At 70.0% G+C, this 22603-nt stretch carries 20 protein-coding genes; 13 read left to right on the top strand and 7 right to left on the bottom strand.

The features are described from left to right. The 9 genes from hisG to GGR64_RS16430 all read left to right on the top strand — a co-directional run bounded on the left by hisG (position 1) and on the right by GGR64_RS16430 (position 8780). Positions 1 to 915 carry an ATP phosphoribosyltransferase gene (gene hisG / locus GGR64_RS16470; RefSeq protein ID WP_184448034.1) on the top strand — a complete coding sequence of 305 codons (915 nt, stop codon included), beginning with the start codon at positions 1 to 3 and terminating at the stop codon, positions 913 to 915. Next, the gene (gene hisD, locus GGR64_RS16465) at positions 912 to 2207 is read left to right on the top strand and encodes a histidinol dehydrogenase (protein ID WP_160969009.1); all 1296 of its coding nucleotides are present in this window, start codon (positions 912 to 914) and stop codon (positions 2205 to 2207) included. Before hisG ends, hisD begins: the two co-directional genes overlap by 4 nt. Next, positions 2204 to 3304: a histidinol-phosphate transaminase gene (hisC, locus tag GGR64_RS16460; protein ID WP_184647161.1), complete on the top strand. Its 1101-nt coding sequence runs from the start codon at positions 2204 to 2206 to the stop codon at positions 3302 to 3304. Before hisD ends, hisC begins: the two co-directional genes overlap by 4 nt. Continuing rightward, entirely contained in the window at positions 3301 to 4374 is a 1074-nt protein-coding gene (hisB, locus tag GGR64_RS16455; protein WP_184647159.1) for a bifunctional histidinol-phosphatase/imidazoleglycerol-phosphate dehydratase HisB, read from the top strand. The genes hisC and hisB overlap by 4 nt, the downstream gene beginning before the upstream one ends. Before the next feature lie 28 nt (positions 4375 to 4402). Next, positions 4403 to 5005 carry an imidazole glycerol phosphate synthase subunit HisH gene (gene hisH, locus GGR64_RS16450; protein ID WP_160969015.1) on the top strand — a complete coding sequence of 201 codons (603 nt, stop codon included), beginning with the start codon at positions 4403 to 4405 and terminating at the stop codon, positions 5003 to 5005. Then, complete coding sequence (gene hisA / locus GGR64_RS16445; RefSeq protein WP_184448030.1) at positions 5002 to 5736, top strand: 1-(5-phosphoribosyl)-5-[(5-phosphoribosylamino)methylideneamino]imidazole-4-carboxamide isomerase; 735 nt, start codon at positions 5002 to 5004, stop codon at positions 5734 to 5736. Before hisH ends, hisA begins: the two co-directional genes overlap by 4 nt. Next, entirely contained in the window at positions 5730 to 6506 is a 777-nt protein-coding gene (hisF, locus tag GGR64_RS16440; RefSeq protein WP_184448029.1) for an imidazole glycerol phosphate synthase subunit HisF, read from the top strand. The genes hisA and hisF overlap by 7 nt, the downstream gene beginning before the upstream one ends. Then, positions 6496 to 7119 (top strand): bifunctional phosphoribosyl-AMP cyclohydrolase/phosphoribosyl-ATP diphosphatase HisIE, encoded by a 624-nt coding sequence (gene hisIE / locus GGR64_RS16435; protein ID WP_184647157.1) that lies wholly within the window; start codon positions 6496 to 6498, stop codon positions 7117 to 7119. The genes hisF and hisIE overlap by 11 nt, the downstream gene beginning before the upstream one ends. Before the next feature lie 68 nt (positions 7120 to 7187). Continuing rightward, a complete protein-coding gene (locus GGR64_RS16430; RefSeq protein ID WP_184647155.1) occupies positions 7188 to 8780 on the top strand; it encodes a calcineurin-like phosphoesterase family protein in 1593 nt (530 codons plus the stop codon). 562 nt (positions 8781 to 9342) lie between these two features. On the opposite strand, the gene GGR64_RS16425 is transcribed toward GGR64_RS16430, so the two are convergent. The 6 genes from GGR64_RS16425 to GGR64_RS16400 form a co-directional block, all read right to left on the bottom strand. Next, on the bottom strand, positions 9343 to 10446 hold the full coding sequence (locus tag GGR64_RS16425) for a C13 family peptidase (RefSeq protein ID WP_221236257.1): 1104 nt from the start codon (positions 10444 to 10446) through the stop codon (positions 9343 to 9345). A gap of 8 nt (positions 10447 to 10454) precedes the next feature. After that, complete coding sequence (gene mtnC / locus GGR64_RS16420; RefSeq protein ID WP_184647153.1) at positions 10455 to 11153, bottom strand: acireductone synthase; 699 nt, start codon at positions 11151 to 11153, stop codon at positions 10455 to 10457. A 3-nt stretch (positions 11154 to 11156) separates the two neighbouring features. Next, on the bottom strand, positions 11157 to 11723 hold the full coding sequence (locus tag GGR64_RS16415; RefSeq protein WP_184647151.1) for an acireductone dioxygenase: 567 nt from the start codon (positions 11721 to 11723) through the stop codon (positions 11157 to 11159). A gap of 93 nt (positions 11724 to 11816) precedes the next feature. Next, the gene (locus tag GGR64_RS16410) at positions 11817 to 12458 is read right to left on the bottom strand and encodes a methylthioribulose 1-phosphate dehydratase (protein ID WP_184647149.1); all 642 of its coding nucleotides are present in this window, start codon (positions 12456 to 12458) and stop codon (positions 11817 to 11819) included. 409 nt (positions 12459 to 12867) lie between these two features. Further along, positions 12868 to 14304, bottom strand: a complete 1437-nt coding sequence (locus tag GGR64_RS16405; protein ID WP_160969031.1) for an amino acid permease — start codon at positions 14302 to 14304, stop codon at positions 12868 to 12870. An 85-nt stretch (positions 14305 to 14389) separates the two neighbouring features. Next, a complete protein-coding gene (locus GGR64_RS16400; RefSeq protein ID WP_184647147.1) occupies positions 14390 to 15862 on the bottom strand; it encodes an amino acid permease in 1473 nt (490 codons plus the stop codon). Positions 15863 to 16031: 169 nt separating this feature from the next. Between GGR64_RS16400 and GGR64_RS16395 the strand changes: the two genes are divergently transcribed. Beyond that, positions 16032 to 16607 (top strand): NUDIX hydrolase, encoded by a 576-nt coding sequence (locus GGR64_RS16395; RefSeq protein ID WP_184647145.1) that lies wholly within the window; start codon positions 16032 to 16034, stop codon positions 16605 to 16607. A 371-nt stretch (positions 16608 to 16978) separates the two neighbouring features. Here the strand turns inward: GGR64_RS16395 and serA are convergent, their stop codons facing one another. Then, positions 16979 to 18220 (bottom strand): phosphoglycerate dehydrogenase, encoded by a 1242-nt coding sequence (gene serA / locus GGR64_RS16390; protein ID WP_167087637.1) that lies wholly within the window; start codon positions 18218 to 18220, stop codon positions 16979 to 16981. A 260-nt stretch (positions 18221 to 18480) separates the two neighbouring features. Here serA and GGR64_RS16385 point away from each other — a divergent pair, with 260 nt between their 5' ends. The 3 genes from GGR64_RS16385 (at position 18481) to GGR64_RS16375 (ending at position 22222) form a co-directional block, all read left to right on the top strand. Beyond that, positions 18481 to 19869 (top strand): FAD-binding oxidoreductase, encoded by a 1389-nt coding sequence (locus tag GGR64_RS16385; RefSeq protein WP_184647143.1) that lies wholly within the window; start codon positions 18481 to 18483, stop codon positions 19867 to 19869. Positions 19870 to 19985: 116 nt separating this feature from the next. Beyond that, positions 19986 to 20303, top strand: a complete 318-nt coding sequence (locus GGR64_RS16380; protein WP_160971071.1) for a DUF2388 domain-containing protein — start codon at positions 19986 to 19988, stop codon at positions 20301 to 20303. 137 nt (positions 20304 to 20440) lie between these two features. Then, positions 20441 to 22222: a DUF4105 domain-containing protein gene (locus GGR64_RS16375; protein ID WP_326520361.1), complete on the top strand. Its 1782-nt coding sequence runs from the start codon at positions 20441 to 20443 to the stop codon at positions 22220 to 22222. Positions 22223 to 22603 lie beyond the last annotated feature (381 nt).

Below are 22603 nucleotides of genomic sequence, written 5' to 3'. Positions count from 1 at the left end.
ATGAGTGCTTCCCTGGCAGCACCGGCCCGCGACCGGCTGCGTATCGCGATCCAGAAGAGTGGCCGCCTGGCCGAGCCGGCCCGTGCGGTGCTGGCGGCCTGCGGGTTGAGCTGGCGCGAGAGCCGCGACAAGCTGTTCTGCTACGGCGAATCGTTGCCGGTGGACCTGCTGCTGGTGCGCGATGACGACATTCCCGGCCTGATCGCCGATGGCGTGTGCGACTTCGGCATCGTCGGCCGCAACGAACTGGAAGAGCAGGCCGGCGAGCGCCGCCGCAACGGCTTGCCCGAGGCCTACCGCGCCCTGCGCGGACTCAACTTCGGGCAGTGCCGGCTGATGCTGGCGGTGCCCGAGAACTGGGAATGGAGCGGGCCGCAGCAGGTGCAGGGGCTACGCATCGCCACCAGCTATCCGGCGGTGCTGGCCGACTGGCTGGACGCGCGTGGCATCGCCGCGCAGGTGGTGGAACTGTCGGGCTCGGTGGAGATCGCGCCGCGCCTGGGCACCGCCGACCTGATCTGCGATCTGGTTTCCAGCGGCGCCACCCTGGCCGCCAATCAGCTCAAGCCGGTAGAGACCTTGCTGGAGAGCGAGGCGGTGCTGGCCGGGCCGGTGCGCGAACCGGCCGACGCCCGCGCCGGCCTGGCGGCGATGCTGCTGCGCCGGCTCGATGGCGTGCTCAAGCTGCGCGACAGCAAACTGCTGATGTTCCGCGCCGCGCGCGAGCGCGTCGCCGACCTGGCGCGGCTGCTGCCCGATGCCGAACCGCTGGTGCAACTGCCTGGCGACGGCGATGGCCCGCTGCAGTTGCAGACCATGTGCCACGGCGCGATCACCTGGCAGCGCATGGAGGAACTGGAGCGCGCAGGCGCGCAGGGGTTGATGGTGTTGACGGTGGAGCGGTCGCTGGCATGAATCGATTGGAATGGAGCGCGCTCGACGCGCAGGAGCAGACGCTGGCGCTGACCCGGCCGGTGCAGCGCGTGGCCGAGCAGACCCGCAGCGCGGTGACGCAGGTGCTGGATGCCGTGCGCAGCCGCGGTGACGTGGCGCTGCGCGAGCTCACCGCGCGTTTCGATGGCGTGGTGCTGGAGACCTTCGAGGTCAGCGCCAGCGAGTTCGCCGCCGCCGAGGCGGCGGTGCCGGCACCGCTGCGCGCGGCGATGGCTGAGGCGGCGGCGCGGATCGACACCTTCCACCGCGCCGGCATGGCGCAGCCGTACGCGGTCGAGACCGCGCCGGGCGTGGTCTGCGAGCGCGTGGTGCGGGCGATCGGCCGGGTCGGCCTGTACGTGCCGGCCGGCAGCGCACCGCTGCCGTCCACCGCGCTGATGCTGTGCGTGCCGGCGGCGCTGGCCGGCTGTCGCGAAGTGGTGCTGTGCACGCCGCCGCGTGCCGACGGCTCGGCCGATCCGGCGGTGCTGGTCGCGGCGACGCTGTGCGGGGTGGACCGGGTGTTCAAGCTCGGCGGCGCCCAGGCGATCGCGGCCATGGGCTTCGGCACCGAGACCGTGCCGTCCTGCGACAAGTTGTTCGGCCCCGGCAACAGCTACGTCACCGAGGCCAAGCAACAGGTGGCGCAGGCCGGCGCGGCGGCGATCGACATGCCGGCCGGTCCGTCCGAGGTGCTGGTGATCGCCGACGCCGGCGCCAATGCCGCCTTCGTGGCCGCGGACCTGCTGTCGCAGGCCGAGCACGGCCCGGATTCGCAGGTGCTGCTGCTGTCCGATAGCGTCGCATTGATCGAGGCGGTCGAGAACGAACTGGAGCGGCAGCTGGCGACGCTGCCGCGTGCGGCGATTGCCCGGCAGGCGCTGGCCGCCTCGCGGCTGATCCGTGTCGACACGCTGGACGACGCGTTCGCCATCAGCAACCGCTATGCGCCGGAACACCTGATCCTGGCGCTGCGCGCGCCGCGCGACTGGCTGCAGCGGGTCGAGGCCGCCGGCTCGGTGTTCCTCGGCGACTACACCCCGGAGGCGCTGGGCGATTACTGCAGTGGCACCAACCACGTGCTGCCGACCAGCGGCGCCGCGCGCGCCTACAGCGGCGTGAGCGTGGCCAGCTTCCAGAATTTCGTCAGCGTGCAGAGCGCCAGCGCCGACGGCATCGCCACGATCGGCGGCTGCGCGGTACTGATGGCTCGCGCCGAAGGCCTGGACGCGCACGCCAACGCGGTGGCGTTGCGCATGGAGACGGCGGCATGAGCGCGACCTCCGACACGCGCGCCGTGCTGGCGCTGGTACGCCCGGACCTGCGCGATTTCGCCGGCTACTCCTCCGCACGCAGCAGCGCGCTGCAGGGCGAGGTCTGGCTCAATGCCAACGAATCGGCCTGGGCCAACGCCGCCGATGGCGACGCCGGCAATCGCCGTTATCCGGATCCGCAACCGCCGGCGCTGCGCGCGGCGCTGGCTGCGCTGTACGCCTGCGCCCCGGAACAACTGCTGCTCGGCCGCGGCAGCGACGAGGCCATCGACCTGCTGCTGCGCGCCCTGTGCGAGCCGGGCCGCGACGCCATCGTCATCACCCCGCCGGTGTTCGGCATGTATGCGGTGTGCGCGCGGCTGCAGAACGCACGCGTGGTCGAGGTGCCGCTGCGCGACACGGCCGACGGTCTGCTCACCGACGTGGACGCGGTGGTGGACGCCGCACTGAGCCAGATGGCCAAGCTGGTGTTCCTGTGCTCGCCGGGCAACCCCGGCGGCGCGGCGATCGCCCTGGCCGACATCGCCCGTGCCGCCGAGCGCCTGCACGGGCGGGCGGTGCTGGTGGTGGACGAAGCCTATGGCGAGTTTTCCGACGAAGCCTCGGCGACCGGCCTGCTGGTGCGCCACCCCAATCTGGCGGTGTTGCGCACGCTGTCCAAGGCGCACGCGCTGGCGGCGGCGCGGATCGGCTGCGTGATCGCCGATCCGGCGCTGATCGCGGTGCTGCGGCGCTGCCAGGCGCCGTATCCGATTCCGGCGCCGTGCACGCAGCTGGCGCTGGCTGCGTTGCAGCCCGAACCGTTGCGGCAGACCGCCGCACGGGTGCAGGAAGTACGCGCCGAACGCACGCGCATGCAGGCGGCGCTGGCGGTGTTGCCGGGCGTGCGCCAGGTGTATCCGTCGCAGGGCAATTTCCTGCTGCTGCGCTTCGACGACGCCGAGGGCGCGTTCCAGGCGCTGCTGGCGGCCGGGGTGGTCGTACGCGACCAGCGCGCCGCGCCGGGCCTGGGCGATGCGCTACGCATCACTCTGGGCACGCCGGTGCAGAACCAGCGCGTGCTCGGCGCCTTGCAGGCGTGGAGGGCGGCGGCATGACTCCGATCCTGTTCGTGGACCGCGACGGCACTCTGATCGAGGAGCCGGCCGATTTCCAGATCGACGCCTACGAGAAGCTGCGCTTCGTGCAGGGCGTGATCCCGGCGATGCTCAAGCTGCGCGATGCCGGCTACCAGTTCGTCATCGTCACCAACCAGGATGGCCTCGGCAGCGAGGCCTATCCGCAGGCCGCCTTCGACGGCCCCAACGACCTGATGCTGCAGATCTTCGCCAGCCAGGGCATCGTGTTCCGCGAGGTGCTGGTCGACCGCAGCTGGCCGGCCGACAATGCGCCCACGCGCAAGCCCGGCATCGGCCTGATGCTGCCGTACCTGCAGGACCGCAGCATCGACTGGGCGCGCTCGGCCATGGTCGGCGACCGCGCCACCGACATCCAGTTCGCCGAGAACCTGCGCATCCGCGGTTTCCAGTTGCGCACCGCGCAGTTCGGCGGCGAGTGGGACTGGGCCGGCATCGCCCATGAACTGGCCGATGCGCCGCGCCGCGCACGGGTGCAGCGCGACACCAAGGAAACCCGCATCGCGGTCGAGATCGACCTGGACCTGGCGCGCGATCCGCACTGCGCCACCGGCCTGCCGTTCTTCGACCACATGCTCGAGCAGATCGGCAAGCACGGCGGTTTCGCCCTGGACGTGCGCGCCGAGGGCGACCTGCACATCGACGAACACCACACCATCGAGGACACCGGCCTGGCGCTGGGGCAGGCGCTGCGCCAGGCGCTGGGCGACAAGCGCGGGATCGGCCGCTACGGCTTCACCCTGCCGATGGACGAGACCCTGGCCAGCGCCGCGCTGGATTTCAGCGGGCGGCCGTACTTCGTGTTCGAAGGCGAGTTCAAGCGTGAGCGGGTCGGCGACATGCCGACCGAGCTGGTGCCGCACTTCTTCCGCTCGCTGTGCGACGCGGCCGGGCTGAACCTGCACCTGAGCGTGCGCGGCGACAACGACCACCACAAGGTCGAAGCCTGCTTCAAGGCGCTGGCGCGTGCTCTGCGCCAGGCGTTGCGCCGCGAAGGTGCGGCCTTGCCCTCCACCAAGGGCGTGCTGTGATGCGCGCGACTGCTGCAAGGAGCCTGCGATGACCGATGTCGCGCTGATCGATGCCGGCGGCGCCAACCTGGGCTCGGTGCGCTACGCGCTCGAACGCCTCGGCGTGGAAGCACGTCTGGTCCGCGACGCGGCCGGCCTGCAGGGTGCGGACCGGGTGATCCTGCCCGGCGTCGGCGCCGCGCCGCATGCGATGGCGCGGCTGCGCGAGCAAGGTCTGATCGAGCCACTCCGTGCGTTGCAAGTGCCACTGATCGGCATCTGCCTGGGCATGCAGTTGCTGTTCGAACGCTCGGAGGAGGGCGATGTCGACTGCCTGGGCCTGCTGACCGGCGTGGTCCGGCGCATGCCGCCGGCGCTGGGCATTCGCGTGCCGCACATGGGCTGGAACCGGCTGCTGCCGTTGCAGCCGTCGTCGCTGCTGGCGGGCGTGCCGGACGGCGCCAGCGCCTATTTCGTGCATGGCTATGCCGCGCCGGTCACCGCCGACACCGTTGCCGCCTGCGACCATGGCGGCCTGTTCACCGCGGTGGTGCAGCACGGCCGCCGTTGCGGCGCGCAATTCCATCCCGAGCGCTCGGCCGATACCGGCGCGCGCATCCTGCGCAACTTCCTCGAGACCGATTTCCCATGAGCTTCGTCGTCTATCCCGCGCTGGACATCCGCGACGGCCGCGTGGTGCGGCTGGCGCAGGGCGACTACGCCCGCGAGACCCACTACGGCGACGATCCGCTGCGCCGCGCGCAGGCCTTCGCCGACGCCGGTGCGCAGTGGATGCACCTGGTCGACCTGGATGCGGCCCGCGCCGGCGGCTACACCCTGGCGCCGCTGCTGCAGCGGATCCGCAGTGAGACCGGGCTGCAGGTGCAGACCGGCGGCGGCGTGCGCTCGCGCGCCGATGTGCAACGCCTGCTCGATGCCGGCGCCAGCCGCGTGGTGATCGGTTCGCTGGCGGTGCGCGACCGCGAGTCGGTGCTGGAGTGGCTGGCCGAGTTCGGCCCCGACCGCATCACCGTGGCGCTGGACAGCCGCCAGGACGCGCACGGCGTGTGGCGCTTGCCGGTGCACGGCTGGACCGAGACCTCGTCGCTGAGCCTGGATGCGCTGGCCGGCGAGTACGCCGCGGCCGGCCTGATCCATCTGCTGTGCACCGACATCGCCCGCGACGGCATGCTGTCCGGGCCGAATCTGGCGCTGTACACGCACCTGCGGCAACTCGCGCCGGCGCTGGCCGTGCAGGCCTCCGGCGGCATCCGCGACGCCGCCGACGTGCGCGGCGCGCGCGAGGCCGGCTGCGCCGGTGCGGTCCTCGGCAAGGCGCTGCTGGAAGGGCGGTTGCGCCTGGACGAGGCGCTGGCATGCTGAGCCGGCGCATCATTCCGTGCCTGGACGTGCGCGAGGGGCGCGTGGTCAAGGGCGTCAAGTTCCGCGACCACGTGGACATGGGCGACATCGCCGAACTGGCGCTGCGCTACCGCGACCAGGGCGCCGACGAACTGGTGTTCTACGACATCGGCGCCAGCCCGGAAGGGCGCTCGGTGGACTACGCCTGGGTCGAGAAGGTGGCGCGGCTGCTGGACATCCCGTTCTGCGTGGCCGGCGGCATCCGCGACGTCGCCACCGCGCGCGCGGTGCTGCACGCCGGCGCCGACAAGATCTCGATCAATTCGCCGGCGCTGGAGCGGCCGGCGCTGATCGCCGAGCTGGCCGAGGCGTTCGGCGTGCAGTGCGTGGTGGTCGGCATCGATTCGATCCGCGAGGACGACGGCCAGTGGCGCGTGCGCCGCTTCACCGGCGACCCCAGCAAGACCCAGGCGCTGCGCATGCGCACCCTGGACTGGGTGGTGGAGGCGCAGCGCCTGGGCGCCGGCGAGATCGTGCTCAACTGCATGGACAGCGACGGCGTGCGCCGCGGCTACGACATCGCCCAACTGCATGAGGTGCGCGCCCTGTGCAAGGTACCGCTGGTGGCGTCCGGCGGCGCCGGCGAGATGCAGCACTTCGCCGACGTGTTCGAGCGCGCCGACGTCGATGGCGCGCTGGCCGCCAGCGTGTTCCACAGCGGCGCCATCGCCATTCCCGAACTCAAGCGCTTCCTGCGCCAACAACAGATCGAGGTGCGCGATGGCGCATGAACACTCCCACGACGCGGATGCCGCCGATGCGGCACTGGACTGGGGCAAGGGCGACGGCCTGCTGCCGGTGGTGGTGCAGGACGCCGCCACTCTGCGCGTGCTGATGCTGGGCTACATGAACCAGGAGGCGCTGGCGCAGACGCGACGCAGCGGCCAGGTCACCTTCTACAGCCGCAGCAAGCAGCGGCTGTGGACCAAGGGCGAAAGCTCCGGGCACGTCCTCGAGGTGGTGGCGATCGACACCGATTGCGATGGCGATACCTTGCTGGTCCTGGCGCATCCGCACGGTCCGACCTGCCACCTGGGCCGCGACAGCTGCTTCCCGCAGGCGCCGGGCCAGTTCCTGGGCGCGCTCGATCGCCTGGTCGCCCAGCGCGAGCGCGAACGGCCGGCGGGCAGCTACACCACGCAGCTGTTCGAGAAAGGCACGCGGCGCATTGCGCAGAAAGTGGGCGAGGAGGGCGTGGAGACCGCGCTGGCCGGCGTCGCCCAGGGCGACGACGAACTGCTCGGCGAATCCGCCGATCTGCTCTACCACCTGACCGTGTTGTTGCGCGCGCGCGGCCTGGGCCTGGCCGACGCGGTGGCGGTGCTGGAAGCGCGGCACCGCTGAGCCTGTCCGGCGCGGTCATCGCCGCGTCGGCATAGCTGGCTACAATCGGGGGCCCTCGGTTTCCCCGGATGTTCCGCATGCTGCGCACCGTCGTCCTTGCCTGCCTGTTGGCTGCCGCCGCTCCTGCCGTGGCGCAGACCGCGACGATCAGCGGCAGCGTCTATCAGGAACGCGACAACGCCCCGGGCCGCGGCCCGAGCGATGTCGGCATCGCCGGCGTGCAGGTGTCCGACGGCGTGCACATCGTCCGCACCGACGCGCAGGGCCGCTACCGACTGCAGGTGGAGCCAGGCCGCACGGTGTTCGTGATCAAGCCCGACGACTACAACTTCGCCAGCGCCGGCAACGGCCTGCCGGACTACTGGCGGCATTACGCACCGGCTGGCTCGCCCAAGCTCAAGTATCCGGGCATCGCCCCGACCAGCGGCGCCACCGACCACTGGGACTTCGCGTTGCGCGCGCAGCCCAAGGCCGACAGCACCGAGGTGCTGGTGTTCGCCGATACCCAGACCGCGTCGATGACCGACGTCGGCTACTACGCCCGCGACATCGTCGCGCCCCTGCGCGGCAAGACCCATGCGCGCATCGGTACCACGCTGGGCGACGTGGTCAGCGACGACCTGTCGCTGTATCCGGCGCTGAATGCGGAAACCGCCAAGCTCGGCGTGCCGTGGTTCCACGTGCCCGGCAACCACGACCTCAACTTCGACGCGAGCGACGATGTGGATTCGCTGTCGAGCTGGCGTGCGGTCTACGGCCCCGACACCTACGCGGTGGAAGAGGGCGGGGCCAGCTTCGTGTTCCTGGACGACGTGGTCTACCAGCCGACGCAGCAGCCCAAGTATGTCGGCGGCCTGCGCGAAGACCAGTTCGCGTTCCTGCAGGCCTATTTGGCCAGCGTGCCCAAGGATCGACTGCTGGTGCTGGGGATGCATATCCATCTGTTCGATGCGGTCCCGGGCAAGGAGACCTTCCGCCACACCGATCGTGCGCGCCTGTTCGCGCTGCTGAAGGACTTCCCGCACGTGCTGGTGCTCACCGGGCACAGCCATACCCAGCGGCACGTGTACTACACCGCGGCCGACGGCTGGCATGGCGCGCAGCCGCTGCACGAGTACAACGTCGGCGCGGCCTGCGGCGCGTTCTGGTCCGGGGTCAAGGATGCCGACGGCATCCCCGCCGCGACGATGGCCGACGGCACCCCGAACGGCTACGCGCTGCTGACCGTGCGCCGCGACGGCGGCTACGCGCTGGCCTACCACGCCGCGCGTGCCGCCGACGACGCGCAGATCGGCCTGCATGCGCCGAAGGTGTTGCGCCGCGGCGCCTATCCGGCCTGGGGCGTGTACGCGAACGTGTACATGGGCGAGGACGACACGCGCGTCGAGTACCGCGTGGACGACGGCGCCTGGAAGCCGATGCAGCGGGTCGAACAGCCCGACCCGACACTGCTCGCCGAGAACGCGCGCGACGATGCCGCCGACGCGCTGCGCGGCTACGACCGTTCGCCGGAAGCGACTCCCTCGCAGCATCTGTGGCGCGGCGCCTTGCCGACCGACCTGAAAGTGGGTGCGCACCGCATCGAGGTCCGCGCATTCGACCGCTGGCGCGGCGAGCAGCGAGCCGGCGGTAGCTACCGCTTGCAGGATGCGAGCCCTTGATGAAGTGGCGGCGGTAGGCGGTGGTCGGCAGATAAGCGCGCAGTGATGCTGCATGCTCGATCACCGTCACTGCCGCGACAAGGGTTTAGGCAGCCATGTGTTCCAGGCATCGGGACTGAAGTCCCTCCCACAGTGCGTCCATCAACACCTCACAGTGTCGGACCCATGTGGGAGCGGCTTCAGCCGCGACAGGCGCGGTGAGGCGGTCGCGCCATCCACCGCCAACGCCAAGAGACGCGTGCTCGCGTTCTGCACGCACCACGACGACCCCAGAAACAAAAAAACCTCCACGAAGGAGGCAGACGAACCGAAGGATCCTGGCTGGCGAGCGAAGGCTGGCGGGCGGTTGGATCGGAGCGCAGCTGGCTGGCGAAACGCGGGCGGGCTTGCTGCGGGAGAGATTCTAGCGATCGCGCAGGCGTCGCGATCGAACGCGAATCACTCTCATCTTTTCGGCCTGCTGCACGGGTTCGGGCGTGCAGGGTCGGGAGCAGGATGGCCGGCAAGCACGAGGGTGCGCGCACGCCCCTCGCATGCAGTCGACCTCACGCCCTGCGCGGCATCACCGCGCGGGCGTGCGCTTCGTCGGCGATGCCGGGTCCTGCGCGCGCATCACCGCGGCGGGCGCGGGCGCTGCGCCATGCGCGTGGGTCTGCTCGCCATCGGCCGCATCCGCCGCGTCGTCCGCATCGGGTTCCGGATACGGATAGGGCGGTGCCGCCGCGTTCGGCAACTGCGCGCGCCAGTGCTGCAGCCATGGGCCGATGCGCGCGCCTACGTACAGTTGCGGATACGACGGCGCCTCGCCTTCGGCCTGTTCGCGTGCGCTGATCTCGGCACTGGCCAGGCGATAGCTTTCGACGACATCGGTGGTGCGCGCCAGCGCGTCGATCAACCAGGCGCGGCCGAAATAGGTGGCGCTGGCGGTGTTGCCGCAGCCGAACGAGGGCCGGTCGCGGCGTGCGGCGGTGATCACCAGGGTGTCGGCGGTCTTCAGCGCCGGCACGAAGCCGCCGGAGTAGCAGGCCGAGATCACGATGATGCGGTTGCGGATGCCGGCGTCGTCGAGCAGGCGGCGCAGTTCCTGTGGGGTGATGGTGTCGTACTCGGCATCCTCGCCGGGGCCGAACTGCAGATACAGCTCGTGCTGGTCGGTGCCGTGGCTGGTCAGGAACAGCAGCAATGCGTCCTCACGCGGGTCCATCAGCTTGCCGACGCGGTCCAGGGTATCGGCCAGGTTGTCGTACGAGGCCTGCGGCGCGTAGGTGTGCGCGCCGAGATTGTCGCCGTGGTTGATCAGGGTGGCGATGCGACCGGCAGCGCCGAAGCGCTGCGCGAACAGCTGACGCAGGTACAGCACTTCGTTGCGGAACACGTCCTCGCTGGCGTCGCCGGCGAAGCCGACCACGTACAGGTCGGGGATGCCGGGGCGCTGCGCCTGCAGCGATCCCAGCGCCTGGCGCAGCTGCGCCTGGTCGAACGGGTCCTGCGCCGCGTCGTCCTGCGCGGTGTCGGCCGCGCCGCCCGGCATGGCACCGGCATCGGAATGGCAGGCGGGCAGCGCCAGCGCCAGCAGCGCGGCCGGCAGCAGCCGGCGTCTCAGCACGGCGAGCGGGCGCCGCAACGCCGCCAGGGCGGCGATCAAGGCAGCGATGGGCCTGCGCATGCGCGGGCTCAGAAGCCCAGGTCGGCGAAGCTCTCCGCGCGGCGGTGGCCGTTGCAGGCCTCGCCCTGGCGCGGTTGCGGGTAATCGTCGCGGCGGTCGATCAGCACCGTGTCCACGCCGGCGGCGCGCGCCGCATCCAGTTCGGCGACCACGTCGGACAGGAACACGATCTGCGCCGGCGCCACGCCGATCGCTTCGGCGATGCGCGCATAGCTGGGCTGCTCGCGCTTGCCGCCGATCTCGGTGTCGAACCAGCCGGAGAACAGCCCGCGCAGGTCGCCGGCGTCGCTGTGGCCGAAGAACAGCTTCTGCGCCGGCACCGAGCCGGACGAGTACACGTACAGTGCACGGCCCTGGTCATGCCAGCGGCGCAGTGCCGGCGCGGCATCGGGATAGATGTGCGCGGTGAAGTCGGCATCGCGATAGCCGGCCTCCCAGATCATGCCCTGCAGCGCCTTCAGCGCGGTGTGCTTGCGGTCCTGGTCGATCCAGCCCTGCAGGGTCTCCACGATCACCGCATCGGTGCAGATGCCGCCGCATTCGGTGGCGACCGCGTCCAGCCACTGCCGTACCTGCGGCTGCTGGCCGTGTTCGCGCACGAAGCCGGGCAGGGCGCGGCGCGCGTAGGGGAACAGCACGTCCTTGACGAAGGAAATGCTGCTGGTGGTGCCTTCGATGTCGGTGAGAACGACGCGCGGATCGGTCATCGCTCAGTGCGCCTCGCCGCGCAGCTTCGCCTCGTAGCGCGGGAAGCGCTGGGCGATATCGGTGCCGGTGAAGTGGCCGACCCAGCCATCCGGCTCGGTGAAGAAGCGGATCGCGACGAAGCGCGGCTCCGGCCCCATGTCGAACCAGTGGTGGGTGCCGTCCGGCACGGCGATCAGGTCGTTCTGCACGCACTCGATCTCGTAGACCTTGCCATCCACGTGCAAGGTGAACAGGCCAGAGCCGGCGACGAAGAAGCGCACCTCGTCTTCCTTGTGGAAGTGCTCCTCGAGGAACTTCTTGCGCATCTCCTCGCGCTGCGGGTTGTCCGGGGCGATGCTGACCACGTCCACGGTCTTGAAGCCGTTGGAGGCGACCAGGCGGTCGATGTCGGTTTTGTAGGCGGCCATCACCGCTTCCGGCGAGGCACCGGGCTCGATCGGCTGGTTGGCCTGCCAGCGCTCGAAGGTGACGCCGATCTTGCGCAGTTCGGCGGCGATCGCGTCGCCCTCGCGGCTGTCGAACAGCGGCGCGTCGGGAGTGGTGTCGGCGAAGATACGGAGTCGGCTCATGGCGGCGGGCGAAAGCGGCAGGGGGACGAAAAGGGTAGCAGGTGCGCGGCCGGCGGCCGTTGCGGCGCTGGAACGCTGTCGCGCCGCGGCGGATCAGCCGGCGGCGCGCAGCTTGCGCAGTTCCAGCTCGCAATGCAGCAGGAATTCGAAGGCTTCCAGGTGGCGGCGCGCCTCGGCCATGTCGCGGCCCCAGGCGTACAGGCCGTGGCCGTCGATCAGGTAGCCCCACAACGGCGTGCGGTCGAGCAGGGCGTCGACCTGCGCCGCTAGCACGGTCATGTCCTGGGTGTTGGCGAACACCGGCAGGTCCACCGCGGTCTCGTGGGTCTGGTTGCCGTGCAGCGCCTTCAGCAACTCGTAGCCTTCCAGGCGGATATGGCCCTGCGGCGCGTACAGGCGCGAGGCGATGGTCTGCACCGGCGAATGCGTGTGCAGGATGCAGCCTATCTCCGGGGAGCGCCGGTACAGCTGGGTGTGCAGCAGGGTCTCGGCGGATGGGCGCAGCGGCCGGCCGACGGCCTGGCCGTCGAAATCCACCACCATGATGTCGTCCTCCACCAGCCGGCCCTTGTCGCGGCCGGAGACGGTGATCGCGGCATGGCGATCGTCCAGGCGGTGCGAGAAGTTGCTGCTGGTGGCGGGGGTCCAGCCGGCCTGCGAGAGCTCGCGGATGTTGTCGATCAGCAGGTGCGCCAGCGTGCGCAGGCGCTCGGAATCGTAGGGCAGTGCGTTCATGCGGGTAGTTTAGGGCTTGATGGCTGGATTGGGATGACAGGCGGCCGCACCCTCACCCCAACCCCTCTCCCGGGGGGAGAGGGGCTAAGCCATCCAACCGAAGCCGGCGCTTCCTTCTCCCCTCGGGAGAAGGTGCCCCGCAGGGGCGGATGAGGGTACGGGCGGAGCCTCGTGCAGCCGAACACCGCGCGCGCTTTGCGGCCGTACCCTCACCCCAACCCCTCTCCCGCGGGGAGAGGGGCTAAGCCATCCAACCGAAGCCGGCGCTTCCTTCTCCCCTCGGGAGAAGGTGCCCCGAAGGGGCGGATGAGGGTACGAGCGAAGCCTCGTGCACACAAACCCAGCGGGTCGCTTTCGCGCCGTACCCTCACCCCAACCCCTCTCCCGACGGGAGAGGGGCTCTTGCGGCTCAACCTTTACCGATGCGGCGCAGCCGGCTGTGGCGGTAGCCGTAGCCGAAGTAGATTGCCAGGCCGATCACCGTCCAGCCGGCCATCAGCATCCAGTTGTGTGCGGTCATCGCCGACAGCAGCGCCAGGCAGCTGAGCACGCCGGCGATGCAGATCGGCCAGGCGAACGGGATGCGGAACGGGCGCGGCAGGTCCGGCTGGGTGCGGCGCAGGATCAGCACCCCGGCGCAGACCGCGGCGAAGGCGATCAGGGTGCCCATCGAGGTCAGTTCGCCGAGCACGTCCAGCGGGAACAGCGCCGCCAGCAGGGCGATGCCGATGCCGGTGATCACGGTGTTGACGTGCGGGGTGCGGTAGGTCGGGTGGATCTTGGTGAACACCGGCGGCAGCAGGCCGTCGCGGGCGATGATCATGAAGATGCGCGGCTGGCCGATGATCATCACCAGCACCACCGAGGACAGACCGATCAGCGCGCCGATCTCGACCACCACGCGCAGCCAGGCCAGCTGCGGATGCGCCGCTACCGCGGTCACCACCGGCTCGTCGGTGCCCAATTGGGTGTAAGGCAGCAGCCCGGTCATCACCGCGGCCATGGCGATGTACAGCACGGTGCAGATCACCAGCGACAGGATCATGCCGATCGGCAGGTCGCGCTGCGGCCGGTGCGATTCCTGCGCCGCCACCGAGACTGCCTCGAAGCCGATGTAGGCGAAGAACACCATCGCCGCGCCACGCAGCACGCCGTCCATGCCGTACTTGCCCGGGCCTTCGTTGGCGGGGATGAACGGATGCCAGTTGGCCGGGTCCACGTACTTCCAGCCGGCGGCGATGACGAGCACGATCAGGCCGCTCTTCAGCACCACCATCGCCATGTTCATCGCCGAGGACTTGCGGATGCCGACGTAGCACAGCCAGGTCAGCAGCAGCACGATGCCGGCGGCGGGCAGGTTGGCGATCGCCCCGGTGGGCTGCAGCTTGCCGTCCAGCGGCGCGTTGACCAGGGCCGCGGGCAGGTGGATGTTGAAGTGGTCGAGCAGGCTGAGGAAATAGCCGGTCCAGCTGACCGCCACCGCCGAGGCCGACACGCCGTACTCGAGCACCAGCATCCAGCCGATGAACCAGGCCGCCAGCTCGCCGAAGGTGGCGTAGGTATAGGTGTATGCGCTGCCGGAGACCGGCACCATCGCCGCGAACTCGGCATAGGCCAGCGCGCAGAACGCGCAGCACACCGCGGCCAGCACGAACGAGAGCATGATCGCCGGCCCGGCGTGGTTGGCCGCGGCCTGCCCGGTGATGACGAAGATGCCGCCGCCGATCACCGCGCCGATGCCCAGCGCGGTCAGGCCCCAGGGGCCGAGCGCACGTTGCAGGCCCAGCCCGCCGGCGTCCTCGTGGCTGGCATGGGGGTGTTTGGTGGCCAAGAGTTGTTTGAGCATGGAGCGGTTCCAGCCGGGCGCTGCGCGCGAGGAAGAGGGGACGAACGCGAAGACCGGCGCGGACGCCGGTCTTCGGGGGAGCGGATCAGGCCTTGGCGGCCAGGCGGCTGTTGCGGATGCCGTAGAAGAAGTAGATGCACAGGCCGACCAGGGTCCAGCCGACGAACACCTTCCAGTGCTCCTGGAACGCCTGGAAGAACAGGCCGACGCAGAACAGCGCGCCCAGCGGGCACACCGCCCAGAACAGCGGCACCCGGAACGGACGCGGCAGATCGGGACGGGTGAAGCGCAGCACCATCACGCCGACGCAGACCGTGGCGAAGGCCAGCAGGGTGCCCATCGACACCAGCTCGCCGAGCACGTCCAGCGGGATCAAGCCGGCCAGCAGCGCGGCCAGCACGCCCACCACCACGGTGCCGACGTACGGGGTGTGGAAGCGGCGATGGACCTTGCCGAACAACTTCGGCAGCAGGCCGTCGCGGGCCATGGTGTAGAAAATGCGCGGCTGCGCCATCAGCATCACCAGCACCACCGAGGACAGGCCGGCGATGGCGCCGATCTCGACGAAGGTCTTCAGCCAGGCCAGGTGCGGGTAGTGCTCCAGCGCGGTGGCCACCGGCTTGGCGGTGCCCAGCTGGGTATACGGCAGCAGGCCGGTCAGCACCGCGCAGACGATGATGTAGATGATGGTGCAGATGGCCAGCGACACCAGGATGCCGATCGGCATGTTCTTCTGCGGGTCCTTGGTCTCGCCGGCCGAGGTGGAGACCGCATCGAAGCCGATGTAGGAGAAGAACACGATCGATGCCGCGCGGAAGATGCCGCTCCAGCCGAACTCGCCGGGGCCGGTGTTTTCCGGGATGAACGGATGCCAGTTGTCCGGGTTGATGTAGAAGACGCCGACGCCGACGAACAGGCAGATCACCAGCACCTTGATCGCCACCACGATGGCGTTGACGAAGGCCGACTGGGTGACGCCGACGTAGCACAGCGCGCTGACCGCGGCCACGATCAGTACCGCCGGCAGGTTGACGATGTTGCCGGAGGCGACGAAGGCGTGACCGGTCCAGGTCAGCGGCGCACTGGCCAGTTCCGTGGGGAAGGGCAGGCCGAGGGTGCCGGTGACGAAGCTGATCAGGTAGGCCGACCAGCCGACCGCGACGCTGGAGCCGGCGAACAGGTACTCCAGCACCAGGCACCAGCCGATGAACCAGGCCACGCCTTCGCCGAGCGTGGCGTAGGAATACGAATAGGCGCTGCCGGAGACCGGCAGCATCGCCGCGAACTCGGCGTAGCAAAGGCCGGCGAAGGCGCAGGCCAGGCCGGCGAACACGAACGACAGCATCACTGCCGGGCCGGCATGATTGGCCGCGGCCTGGCCGGTGAGCACGAAGATGCCGGCGCCGATCACCGCGCCGATGCCGAGCAGGATCAGGTGTCTGGCGGTGAGGGTGCGTTTGAGGGTGCCTTCGCCCTCCAGACTGCCTTCGAACGGTTCGCCGGCATCGACGTGACCGGCAGGTTCGATCGGCTTGACCCTCAGCAGAGACTTGAGCATTCGGTGCATCCCCAGGTGGCGGTACGGGGCAAGCGGCCCCGGCAATGGTGAAGCGCCGGGCCCTTGGTGGGCGACGCAAGCGTCGTACCATGCCAAAGCCAGCCGGCCGCCACAAGCGGCGCTGCACCGTGGACGGCGATAATAGTGGCCCCCGAACGCGAGAACGCCGATGCCGGAGTCGTCCCTACGCCAGCAGTTGCAGGCCCATGCCCGGCAGTGCCCGGACCAGGCCGACGTCGCCGCGCAGTTCCTGGCCTTGCTGGACGATGCCGCCGATCCGTTCGTGCGCGCACGCCTGGATGGCCATTTCACCGGCTCGGCCTGGCTGGTCAGCGCCGACGGCACGCGCACCTTGCTGACCCATCACCGCAAGCTGCAGCGCTGGCTGCAACTGGGCGGGCACGCCGACGGCGACCGCGATCTGGCGCGGGTGGCGTTGAAGGAGGCCGAGGAAGAATCCGGGCTGCCTGGCCTGGCACTGGAGGATGGCGCGATCTTCGACCTGGACCGGCACTGGATTCCCGCCCGCGGCGAGGTGCCGGGGCACTGGCATTACGACGCCCGCTACGTGGTCCGTGCCGGCGCCGACGAAGCCTTTGCGGTCAGCGCCGAGTCGCTGGCCCTGGCCTGGCGCCCGATCGCCGAATTGCGGGACGACGCGGACCTGGACCCGTCGCTGCGGCGCATGGCGTACAAATGGCTGCAGCGGCAAGCCCCTCTCCCCCCGGGAGAGGGGTTGGGGTGAGGGTCGGGGCGCGCAGCGCACGCCGTGTTTCAGCTGAATGAGGCTGCGCCCGGACCCTCATCCGCCCCTTCGGGGCACCTTCTCCCGGTGGGAGAAGGAAGTGCCGGCTCCGGTTGGATTGCTTGGCCCCTCTCCCCCCGGGAGAGGGGTTGGGGTGAGGGTGGGGGCGCGCAGCGCACGCGGTGTTTCAGCTGCACGAGGCTGCGCCCGGACCCTCATCCGCCCCTGCGGGGCACCTTCTCCCGGCGGGAGAAGGAAGAGCCGGCTCCGATCGGATGGCTAAGCCCCTCTCCCTCCGGGAGAGGGGTTGGGGTGAGGGTACGGGCGCGCAGCGCACCCACGAATCCCCAATCCCAAATCCCCAATCCCCGCTAGTAAAGAATGCGCGTCCGCAACGTCCCCGCCACCTGCGCCAGTTCGTCCTTCAGCACCGCGGCCAGTTCCTCGCTGGCGGCAACGTCGATCACCACGTAGCCGACCTTGGGGTCGGTGCGCAGGAACTGGCCGTCGATGTTGACGTTGTGGCGCGAGAACAGTTCGTTGATCTGCGACAGCACGCCCGGCACGTTGCGATGGATGTGCAGCAGGCGCAGGCTCTCGGCGTGCTCGGGCAGGGTCACCTCGGGGAAGTTCACCGCCGACAGGGTGCTGCCGTTGTCGCTGTAGCGCACCAGCTTGGCCGCCACTTCCACGCCGATGTTGTCCTGCGCCTCCAGCGTGCTGCCGCCGACGTGCGGGGTCAGGATCACGTTGTCGTGCGCGGCCAGCGGCGATTCGAATGCATCGCCGTTGCCCTTGGGCTCGATCGGGAACACGTCCACCGCGGCGCCGCCGATGTGGCCGCTGCGCAGCGCCGCGTCCAGCGCGTCGATGTCGATCACGGTGCCGCGCGAGGCGTTGATCAGGTGTGCGCCCGGTTTCATCTGCGCCAGTTGCGTGGCGCCGATCATGTTGCGGGTGGCCGCGGTTTCCGGCACGTGCAGGGTGACCACGTCGGCACGTGCGAGCAGGTCGTCCAGATCGGTGGCGGTGCGCGCGTTGCCCAGCGACAGCTTGGTCTCGATGTCGTGGAAGATCACCTGCATGCCCAGCGACTCGGCCAGCACGCCGACCTGGGTGCCGATGTGGCCGTAGCCGACGATGCCCAGCACCTTGCCGCGGGTCTCGTGGCTGCCGGTGGCGGACTTCGACCAGCCGCCGCGGTGGCATTCGGCGTTCTTCTGCGGAATGCCGCGCAACAGCAGGATGGCCTCTGCGATCACCAGCTCGGCGACGCTGCGGGTGTTGGAGTAGGGCGCATTGAACACCGGGATGCCGGCCAGTTCGGCGGCGTCCAGGTCGACCTGGTTGGTGCCGATGCAGAAGCAACCGACCGCGATCAGGCGCTTGGCGTGGGCCAGCACCTCGGCGCTGAGTTGGGTGCGCGAGCGGATGCCGACAATGTGCGCTTCGGCGATGCGCTGCTTGAGCTCGTCTTCCGGCAGCGACTTGGCATGCAGCTCGATCTGCGAGTAACCGGCCGCGCGGAACACGTCGACGGCGGTCTGGCTGACGCCTTCGAGCAGCAGCACGCGGATATCCTGCTTCGGAAACGAGGTCTTCTTGGGCGACATTGCGGTGAGAGAGCGATGGCCAACGGGCCGGTCACTATGCCAGATGGCTCCATGCTTTGGTGCGCCGCAATAGGATGGCGGGGGACCGTGGATGCAACGCCGGTGGAAGGTTTCAGGTGTATCGATCGCCGCAGCCGCGGCGCGGGATTCGAGAGTCGGGATTGGGGATTCGCAAGAGCAGCAGTGTCCTCGTCCAACTGGACGACATCGCACAACGCTGGCACGCTTGAACGCTTATCTACGCTTCGACCTCTCCGCCCATGACCGACCCGCGCCTGGATGCCCTGGCCCTTGCCGTTCCCGGCCTGCGCCTGAAGACCGATCCCGCCGACCTGGAGCACTACGGTCGCGACTGGACCCGGCGCTGGACCCCGGCGCCGCTGGCGATCGCGTTGCCGGCGACGGTGGAAGAGGTGCAGGCGGTGCTGCGCTGGGCCAACGACCATGCGGTGGCGGTGGTGCCGTCCGGCGGCCGCACCGGCCTGTCCGGCGGCGCGGTGGCCGCGCACGGCGAACTGGTGCTGAGCCTGGAGCGGATGAACAAGGCGCTGGCCTTCGACCCGGTCGACCGCACCCTCACCGTGCAGGCCGGCATGCCGCTGGAAGCGGTGCACAACGCCGCGCGCGAGCATGGCCTGCTGTACCCGGTGGACTTCGCCGCGCGCGGGTCGTGCTCGATCGGCGGCAACATCGCCACCAACGCCGGCGGCATCCGCGTGATTCGCTACGGCAACACCCGCGAGTGGATCGCCGGGCTGAAGGTAGTCACCGGCAGCGGCGAGCTGCTCGAGCTCAACCGCGGGTTGATCAAGAATTCCAGCGGCTACGATTTCCGCCAGTTGCTGATCGGCTCCGAAGGCACCCTGGGCATCGTGGTCGAGGCCACCCTGCGGCTCACCGACCCGCCGCCGCCGAGCAACGTGATGCTGCTGGCGCTGCCCTCGTTCGAGGTGCTGATGCAGGTGTTCGCCGCGTTCCGCAGCCGGCTGCAGCTGGAGGCGTTCGAGTTCTTCACCGACTGCGCGCTGCAACACGTGCTCGCACATGGCGCGCAGGCGCCGTTCGACACGGTGTATCCGTACTACGTGGTCACCGAGTACGCCAGCGGCAACGAGGCGCAGGAGGCCGCGGCGCTGGCCGCGTTCGAGGCCTGCATGGAGCAGGGCTGGGTGCTGGACGGGGTGATCAGCCAGAGCGAGGCGCAGGCCGCGCAGCTGTGGCGCCTGCGCGAGGGCATCACCGAGGCGGTGGCGCGCTACACCCCGTACAAGAACGACGTGTCGGTGCGGATCTCGGCGATGCCGGCGTTCCTGGCGCGGACCCAGGCGCTGCTCGGCGAGGCCTACCCGCAGTTCGAGGTGGTGTGGTTCGGCCATATCGGCGACGGCAACCTGCATATCAACGTGCTCAAGCCCGATGCCACCGCGCCGGCAGACTTCATTGCCGCCTGCGAGCAGGTCACCAAGCTGCTGGCGCAGGTACTGGCCGAGCACGGCGGCAGCATCTCCGCCGAGCACGGCATCGGCCTGGTCAAGAAGCCGTACCTGGACAGCACCCGCAGCGCCGAAGAGATCGCGCTGATGCGCGCGGTCAAGCGCGTGTTCGATCCGTCCGGGCTGCTCAATCCCGGGAAGCTGTTCGATCCTTGAGACCGGCCGCCCCACTGCCGCGCGACCCGTTCAGGCGCTGCGCGCGACGGACCGCTAGGCTATGCGGCGCGGCGCTGGCCGTCCCCCCTTTCATGATCCTGTTTGGAACGATTGCGATGACCCGAGTGACCGCGCGCTGCGCCCTGCTGTTCGCCCTGATCCTGCCCGCGTTCGCGCAGGCGTCCAGCTTCGCCGGCAGCTCCGCCGGTTCGGCCTCGGCCGGCTCGGCCGGCAGCTCGGCGTCCTCGGACAGCAGTTCCAACAACGACAAGGTGGTGCTGCAGGCGCGCGACGACGCGGCCGGTTTCGTCGCCAGCGCCGGGCGCATCCGCGGCGTGCAACTGGAAGCGGCGCTGCGTGTGCTGCGCGAGGCCAACCCGCAGGCGCAGCAGGCCAGCGACCTGGAACTGGCGCAGGCGATCCTGGCACTGTGATCCCGCGCCGGCCACGGCGCCCAGGCGCGCGGTGGCTGGCGTTGCTGGCCCTGGCCGGTGCGGTGCACGCAGCGGCCGCGCCACTGTCTGTCGACGAGACCGGGCTGAGTCCCGCCGAACATACGGCCAGCGAGGCCGTGCTGGCGGCCGCGCAGGCACGGTTGCCCGCAGCCTGGGCCGCGGCGCTGCCCGCAGGGCTGCCGCTGCAGTGGCGCGACGATTTGCCGGCGCAGGTGCACGGGCGTGCGCAGGCCAAGCGCCTGCTGTTGAACAAGCGCCTGCTGCGCGACTGGATGGCGGCGACGGGGGGCGACACCGATCCGGCCGCCGACCCGGCGCGGCGGCCGGCACTGGCTGCCTTGCTGCATGAACTGGCGCATTTCTACGATCGTTCCGCGGCAGGAAGGTTGTCGTCCGATCCGCGGCTGCTGGATCTGGCCGGCTGGCAGGTCAGCCCGATGCGCCTGGGCCTGCGCCGCGGCCAGAACCGGTTCACCGAGCGCAGTCCGGACCGCTACGAATTGCAATCGCCGGCCGAGTTCGTGGCGGTGAATCTCGAGCATTTCCTGCTCGATCCGGACTACGCCTGCCGGCGGCCGGCGCTGGCCCGCTACTTCGCCGCGCGCCTGGCATGGACGCCGCCGTCGGCCGCGTGCGCGCCCGGCCAGGTCTTCGTGCAGGACCCGCTGGCCGACGCGGCCGCCTTGCTGCAGGTGGACCCGGCACGGGTCTACGCGGTGGACTATCTGCTGGCCGAGGGCAATGCGCAGCCGATGAGCCACTGGGGCCACAGCATGCTGCGCCTGGTGATCTGTGCACCCGGGCGGCCGCTGGGCCCGGCATGCCGGCTGGATCTGGCCGAGCACCGGGTGCTGTCGTTCCGCGCCTTCGTCGACGACGTGCAGATCTCCAACCTGCGCGGGCTGACCGGCTCGTACCCGTCGCGGCTGTTCGTGCTGCCGCTGCGGCAGGTGGTGGACGACTACACCCAGGTGCAGCTGCGCGGCCTGCAGTCGCTGCCGCTGCGGCTGTCGCGCGAGGAGATCGCGGCGCTGCTGGAGCGCGCCGCGCAACTGCACTGGAGCTACGACGGCCGCTACTACTTCCTCAGCAACAACTGCGCGGTGGAGACCTACGCCTTGCTGCACGACGGCGTGCCGCGGCTGGCAGCCGCGCATCTGTCCGGGATCAGCCCGACCGGATTGCGCCGGCGCCTGGTGCGTGCCGGCATCGCCGATGCGTCGGTGTTCGACGACGCCGACGCGGCGGTGCGCAATGGCTACTCCTTCCCGGCGGCGAGCGCGCATTTTGCGCAGATGTTCGCGGTGGCGCGCGATTCCTTGGCGCTGCCGGCGCGCAATGCCGAGGCGTGGCTGGACCTGCCGGCCGCGCAGCGCGCGCCGTGGCTGCAGCGCGGCGACCTGCGCGCCAGCGCCGCCTTGCTGCTGCTGGAGAACGCCGCCCGTCGCCGCGCCGAACAGCGCGGTCGCGATGCGCTCAAGCGCCGCTATCTGGGCAAGCCGTTGACGTCCGCGGTTGACGGGGCGGGCGAGGGCAATGCGAGTGCCGACACCCGCGATGCCGCCAGTGCGGTACGTGCGGTGCTGGCCGAGCAAGGCGTGCTGAGCCAACCGGCGAGCCTGCTGCAGGGGCAGCCGGGCTATGGCCTGCCGCAGGCGCAGGAGCGCGCCTGGCTGCAAGTCCAGGGACAGGCACGGATCGCGGCGCTGCATGACGACGGCGCCGCGCTGCAGACGCGCCTGCGCGGGTTGCTGCCGGCGCCGCTGCAGGCGGACCTGGCGCAGATCGATGCCAACCTGGCGACGCTGGGCGAACGCCTGCGCACGCTCAATCGCGAGGGTGGTGGGCTGCAGTTGCGGTCGCCTTCGGTGTTGCAGGAGGGCGGTGCGACGCCGTAGTGCGGCGTGCGAGGTTGGTCAGGGAGGCCGAAGGGGCATCTCGCGTTTGGTTGAGGATGTCGTGGTCGCGGCTGAAGCCGCTCCTACGATGTGGCTGACGGTGCGTCCGCTGCATCGGCTGGTTGCAGGCGCAGCCTTTCTTCATGAAAGGAGGCCGATAGGTCCAGTCGTCGGGACTGAAGTCCCTCCCACAGAAGCGTCGCACCTTCCGCCCATTTTTGTATGAGCGGCTTCAGCCGCGACGAGCGAAGCGGTGAGGCGATTCGTCCAGGATAGCTACCGGGACCGAAGGTATTCCCACAGGTGCCGCACAGCGTGGCCAACACCTGTAGGAGCGGCTTCAGCCGCGACGAGCGAAGCCGCGAAACTCGTCGATATCGA

This window comes from Xanthomonas sp. 3307 (genome assembly GCF_014199735.1).
GTDB lineage: Bacteria > Pseudomonadota > Gammaproteobacteria > Xanthomonadales > Xanthomonadaceae > Xanthomonas_A > Xanthomonas_A rydalmerensis.
This window is presented reverse-complemented; position numbering and strand designations above follow the sequence as displayed.